A 6,326-nucleotide genomic window follows, 5' to 3' on the forward strand; every position below is an offset into this window, starting at 1 on the left:
CGCGGGCGCCCGCGCCTGACCTCGCGGGCGTTCGCGGCGGCGGGGCGGGCGGTCCCGGGCACGTACCAGAAAGCATTGCCAGCCAGCTCGTGGCGCCATCGCGCGGCCACGGCGGGGAGCGCTCGCGCCTGCGCGGCGGTTCGCCACGTGCTGTCTGCCGGCGGCGCTTTCTGTTCGTCACGGGCAATCGCCGTGTCCGTCTCCTGGCCAGCCGCCCGCGGCGGGCCGGGACGCACACGGCCGGCGCCCGGTTTCGTTTGCTTCATTTGTTGTTCGCATCACGGGCATGGCGCCGCACGGAGAGGCATGCGTGCCCGTCCTTTTCGTACCACCTTACCTTCAGGAAATGAGCCATGAAAAAAACGATACTGATTGCCGCCGCCACCACGCTGGGCGGCCTGTCCGGGGCGCATGCGCAGACCAGCTCGGTCACGCTCTACGGCATCGTCGATGCCGGCCTGACCTACAACTCCAACGCCAAGGGCTCCAAGCAGTACCTGCTGACCAGCGGCAACGCCTCGGGCTCGCGCTGGGGGCTGCGCGGCACCGAGGATCTCGGCGGCGGCATGCAGGCGTTCTTCCGCCTGGAAAGCGGCTTCAGCTCGATCAACGGCACCAGCGGGCAGGGCGGCACGCTGTTCGGGCGCGGCGCCTACGTCGGCCTGTCCTCCACTCGCGCGGGCGCGGTCTCGCTCGGCCGCCAGGCGACCACCCAGTACGACTTCATCAGCCCGTTCACGTCCGGCGGCACGTGGGCCGCTTCCGGCATCGGCTACGGCACCCACGTGGGCGACGTCGACGCGCTGGACAACTTCAACCGCATCAACAGCGCGATCAAGTACCTGAGCCCGACCTTCGGCGGCATGCGTTTCGGCGCGAACTACAGCTTCGGCGGCGCGCCCGGCAGCGTCTCGCAGAACCAGACCTGGTCGTTCGGCGCGGACTATGCCTCCGGGCCGTTCTCGCTGGCCGCGGCGTACAACCAGGTCGACCGCCCCAACTTCTCGTTCTTCGGCAACAAGGCCAGCGACAGCGCGGTGAACAACAACATCACCAACGCCGCCATCTCCGGTTACGCGTCGGCCAAGACCCAGCAGATCTTCGCCGCGGCGGCGGCCTACGAGCGCGGCCCGGCCAGGCTCGCCGTGACCTACACCAACACGCGCTTTCGCAACCTGGGCGAGGTGGCGGTCGCCAACCTGAGCGCCGCGCAGAGCCGCTTCCGCGGCACGGCCGTGTTCGACATCGTCGAAGGCAACTTCACGTACCAGCTCACGCCGGCGCTGCAACTGGGCGTGGCCTACACCTACACGCACAACAGCAATGCCGACAACCTGGACAGCGCGGTGTACCACCAGGTCAATCTCGGCGCGGACTATTTCCTGTCCAAGCGCACCGACCTGTTCGCCAACGCGTTCTACCAGCACGCCGGCGGGACCGACGCGTCGGGCGGCCGCGCGGTGGCGGCGATCACCGGCGCCACGGCGTCGACCAGCAACCACCAGCTGATCGGCCTGATCGGCATGCGCCACCGCTTCTAGCACCGGCGGCGCGCGGCGGCGCGGCAGCGGCCGCCGCGTGCCCGTTACCGTGCGCCGGCGTGCCGGCGACGTCATGTGGTGCACCTCCCATGCCTGATCGGAGTGCAGCGTGCCCTGCGACAAGGCACCGGCATCGTGCGGCGCGCGCGGTGCCGGCGCCGCGCCCGGGCGCGGCTGGCGCCTCGGCGCGCGCTCTGGCGCAAGGCAATTGCGTGGTACACCATATTTTTATCAGGAAGCGCGCGATACGGCTTTTCCGCCGGAAATTGGCATATCAATTGCTTTGATCCATCCGCCTGTCCTCATCGTTTTCATTGCGCCCGGCGCCCCCGCCGCTTGCATCGCTCGTCAGCGCTTTCCCCGCTGAAGCCACTCAACAACAACCGGACCCGCTATCTCGATGTCGAACCAAACCACGGACAACCACGGCACCCCCGCCCACGGCGCCACGCGCCGCCAGGTGCTGCGCGCCGGCGCGGCCGCCACCGCCGCGCTCGCCATGCCGGCGATCGTGCGCGCCCAGCCGAAGGTGCTCTACGTCAACTCGCAGGGCGGCTCCTGGGAAGCCGCCGCGCGCAAGAACCTCTTCGACCCGTTTACCAGGAAGACCGGGATCGAGATCAAGAGCGCGCCCGGCGCGTCGTTCGCCAAGCTAGCGCTGCAGGCCCGCACCGGCGTCTACGAGTTCGACATCCAGACCGTCGGCGCGCCCAACGTGGTGCAGGCGATGAAGCAGAACCTGCTCGAGCCGATCAACTACGGCATCTTCGGGCGCGACACGGTGCCCGCCGGGCAGATCCTCGATCACGGCGTCGGCAACCACGCCTACTCCACCAACATCTGCTTCAACACCACCCGCTACGCGCCCGGCTCGATCAAGACCTGGCAGGATTTCTGGAACGTCGGCAAGTTTCCCGGCCCGCGCTCGCTGGGCCGCGAGCTGTCGCAGACCATCGTGTTCGCGCTGCTGGCCGACGGCGTGCCGCGCGACAAGCTCTACCCGATCGACCTCGACCGCGCCTTCCGCAGCCTCGACAAGATCAAGCAGAGCACGCGCGTGTGGTGGACCACCGGCCCGCAGATCCGCGAGCTGCTCGGCGACGGCGAGGTGAACATGGCCTCGGTCTGGCATGCCCACGGCGTGGCCCTGCGCAAGACCGGCGCGCCGGTGGAGATCGTGTGGAACGAGTTCACCATGGACCGTACCTACTGGATCGTGTCGCGCGGCACGCCGCGCGCCGAGTTCGCCTGGGAGTTCCTCAAGTTCGCGCTCGAGCCGAAGAACAACGCGGGCTTCTGCGTCGACGGCGCCTACGGCCCGCTCAACCCGGCCGCCTTCAAGTACGTCACGCCCGAGCAGGCCAGGAACATGCCGACCAATCCCGCCTACGCCAGCGGCGCGATCGAGTTCGACGCGCGCGGCATGGGCGACCTCATGACGCAGGCCGAGCGGCGCTTCCAGCGCTGGCTCCAGCAATAACCATGAGCGCCAACGCCCTCGAGCGTCCCAGCGCGGCGAATGCCATCGTCGCGCTGGGTGTCGCCATCTTCATTCTCGCGCCCCTGCTGATCGTGGTGCCGATGTCGTTCAGCTCGGCGCATTCGTTCGAGTTCCCGCCGCCGAGCTACTGGCTCGGGCACTACCGCGCCTACTTCACCGCGGACTGGCTGCGGCCCACGCTGAACAGCTTCCTGATCGCGGTGGCGTCGAGCATCGTCACGCTGCTGGTGGCCACGCCTGCGGCGTTCGCCGTGTGCCGGCGTGAGTTCGGCGCGCGGCGCGCGCTGCAGATCATCCTGCTGCTGCCGATGCTGGTGCCCAGCATCATCATGGCGATCAGCTACTACTCGGTGTTCGGCGTGGTGGGCCTGAACCAGACCTACCTCGGGGTGATCCTCGCCCATACCTGCATCTCGATCCCGGTGGTGCTGACCGCGATGTCGGCGTCGCTGCGCAACCTGGACCGCAACCTGGAGCGCGCCGCGGCGATCTGCGGCGCGACGCAGGCGCAGACCTTCATGCTGGTGACGTTCCCGCTGCTGCGCCCGGCGTTCCTGATCGCGGCATTCTTCGCCTTCATCCATTCGTTCGACGAAGCGACGATCGCGCTGTTCATCTCCAGCCGCGAGGTCTCGACCCTGCCCAGGCGCATGTTCTCGAGCATCAACCTGGACGCCGATCCGGTGATCGCCGTCGCTTCCACCTTCATGATCGCCATCGCACTGACCGTGATGGTGGTGCTGACGTTCCTGTCACGACGCCGCCAGGCGGCGGAGGCCAGCCGATGACCACACCCAACGCCCAACAAGTCTCCGCCGTCGCCCCGGTGTCCACGCGCGCGCGCAGCGGGGCCGCCGCGCGCGCGCGGCGCCTGCCGCGCGGCATCCCGACGTGGCTGCTGCTGCTGCCCGCGCTGGCCTACCTGCTCGCCACGTTCGGCGTGCCGCTGGCCAACACGTTCTGGACCAGCATCTCCGATCCGGAACTCAGCCTGGAGAACTACCGCCACATCTTCACCGACCCGATCTACCTGACGGTCTACCTGCGCACCGTGCTGGTGGCGCTGTCCGTCACCGTGCTGTGCCTGCTGCTCGGGTATCCGCTGGCGCACTACATGGCGCGCAAGGGCGGGCTGGTGGCGGCCTCGCTGCTGGCCGTCACCGGGCTGTGCTTCTGGATCAGCTTCCTGGTCAGGACCTTCGCGTGGACCGTGATCCTGGGCAACCGCGGGCCGTACACCGAGGTGGCCAGGTGGCTGGGCTTCGACCCGCCGCCGGTGCTGCTGTTCACCACGGCGGCGTCGCTGATCGCCATGACGCACATCCTGCTGCCCTACATGGTGCTCACGCTCTACGTGGTGATGTCCAAGCTCGACGTCAACCTGATCCGCGCCGCGCACAGCCTGGGCGCGAGCCGGCGGCAGACGTTCTGGAGCGTGGTCGCGCCGCTGTCGCTGCCGGGCGTCGTCAGCGGCTCGCTGCTGGTGTTCATCTTCTGCATCGGCTTCTACGTCACGCCGACGCTGCTGGGCTCGCCGCACGACATGATGATCGCCAGCCTGATCTCCAACGAGGTCGAGACGCTGCTCGATTTCGGCACGGCGTCGGCGCTGTCGATGGTGCTGCTCGCCGCCATCATGGCGATGCTGGCGCTCTACGACCGGCTGGTCGGCCTCGAGCGGATCACGGAATGAGGCGCACGGTGGATCATTCGGCAGACAGGGCGCAGCCCGACCTGACCCCGCTGCTGGCGCCGCGCAGCATCGCCATCGTCGGCGCGTCCGACCGGCCCGGCCCGTCGCAGCGGATCTTCGCCTCGCTGCGGGCGCTCGGCTTCGCCGGCGAGATCCACGCCGTCAACCCGGGCCGCAGCGAGGCCCTGGGCCGCGACTGCGCGCCCTCGCTGGCGGCGCTGGCCGCGCGCGGCAAGGTGCCCGACGTGGCGGTGCTGTGCGTCGCGCCCGAACGCGTGGCGGCGGCCGTGCTCGACGCCGCCGGGGCCGGCGTGAGGGGCGTGGTGTCCTACGCCAGCGGCGTCGGCCGCACCGCGCACGACGGGCGCGCTGCGCTCGACGTCATCGTGGAGGCCTGCGCGCGCGCCGGCATCGCGTTCTGCGGCCCGGACTGCATGGGCATACTCAACCCGGCCACGCGCTCGACCCTGTACCTGGGCGAGCTGCTCGACGCGGCGGCGGTCGGCGGCGACGTCGGCCTCATCACGCAGAGCGGGTCGATGGCGATCGGCCTGCTGACCGACGTGCGCCGCTTCGGCTACAGCCACGTCATCTCCACCGGCGCCGAGGCGGTGCTCACCGCCGCCGACTATCTCGCCGCGCTGGCCGACGATCCGGCCACGCGGGTCATCGCGCTGTTCCTCGAGGCCGTGCGCGACATGGACCGCTTCCTGGCGGCGCTCGACCACGCCCGCGCGCGCGGCAAGCCGGTGGTGGTGCTCAAGGTCGGCAAGACCGCGCAGAGCCGCGCCGCGGCGCTGGGGCACACCGGCGGCATCGCCGGCGACGCGCGCGTGTTCTCGGCACTGCTGGCCCGCCACGGCTGCATCGAGGCGGCCACGCTCGAGGAGCTGACCGAGACCATCGTCTGCCTGCGCGCGGCCAGGCTGCCGGCCGCGCCGGGGATCGGCATCGTCAGCCCGTCGGGCGGGCACGTGGAGTACGCGCTCGACATCGCCGCGCGCGCCGGCGTCGCGCTGCCGCCGATGCCGCCGGCGAGCCTCGCGCCACTGGCAGAGGTCATCGGGCCGGTGTCCGGGCCAGGCAATCCGGTCGATGCGTGGGGCAACGGCGATTTCGAAACCAATCTGCGCGCCGGGCTGGCGGCGTTCGCGGCGTCGCCCGACCACGGCGCCGTGGCGCTGGTCACGGACACCCTGGACGGCCAGCCGACGCGCCCGACCCGCTACGTCGACGCGCTGCTCGACGTCGCCGCGACCGCCGACAAGCCGTTCTACCTGCTCAGCTCGCGCGCCGGCCTGTTCCGGCGCGAATATGCCGAGCGGCTCGCCGCGCACGGCGCGGCGCAATTGAGCGGCATCGAGCCCGCGCTGCGCGCGATCGGCCACGCGGCCGCGTGGCGCGCGGCGGTGGCGCGCCCGGCGCGCGCGCCGGCGGCCGTGCCCGGCATGTCCGGCATGTCCGGCGCGCCCGACGTGTTCGGCCAGTTGCCGCGCGGCGAAGGCTGGCTCAACGAAGCGCGCGCCAAGGCGTTCCTGCGCGCCTGCGGCCTGCCCACGCCGCGCGGCGCGCTGGCGGGCGCCGGCGACGC

5 protein-coding genes and 1 pseudogene are annotated in these 6,326 nt (G+C 70.6%); 5 read left to right on the forward strand and 1 reads right to left on the reverse strand.

The annotated features are described in order from the left end of the window. Positions 1-266 (reverse strand): annotated as a pseudogene (locus K206_RS44395) (hypothetical protein); the annotation flags it as partial. An 87-nt stretch (positions 267-353) separates the two neighbouring features. Between K206_RS44395 and K206_RS0126250 the strand changes: the two are divergent. The 5 genes from K206_RS0126250 to K206_RS0126270 form a co-directional block, all read left to right on the forward strand. After that, a complete protein-coding gene (locus tag K206_RS0126250) occupies positions 354-1,541 on the forward strand; it encodes a porin (RefSeq protein ID WP_020205352.1) in 1,188 nt (395 codons plus the stop codon). A 400-nt stretch (positions 1,542-1,941) separates the two neighbouring features. After that, positions 1,942-3,021 (forward strand): polyamine ABC transporter substrate-binding protein, encoded by a 1,080-nt coding sequence (locus K206_RS39315; RefSeq protein WP_020205353.1) that lies wholly within the window; start codon positions 1,942-1,944, stop codon positions 3,019-3,021. A gap of 2 nt (positions 3,022-3,023) precedes the next feature. After that, entirely contained in the window at positions 3,024-3,830 is an 807-nt protein-coding gene (locus K206_RS39320) for an ABC transporter permease (protein ID WP_020205354.1), read from the forward strand. Beyond that, on the forward strand, positions 3,827-4,735 hold the full coding sequence (locus tag K206_RS0126265) for an ABC transporter permease (RefSeq protein ID WP_020205355.1): 909 nt from the start codon (positions 3,827-3,829) through the stop codon (positions 4,733-4,735). The genes K206_RS39320 and K206_RS0126265 overlap by 4 nt, the downstream gene beginning before the upstream one ends. Positions 4,736-4,743: 8 nt before the next feature. Next, positions 4,744-6,326: CoA-binding protein (locus tag K206_RS0126270; RefSeq protein WP_029044114.1), on the forward strand; the 1,583-nt coding region annotated here is incomplete at its 3' end.

Source organism: Cupriavidus sp. WS (assembly GCF_000395345.1).
Taxonomy (GTDB): Bacteria; Pseudomonadota; Gammaproteobacteria; order Burkholderiales; family Burkholderiaceae; genus Cupriavidus; species Cupriavidus basilensis_B.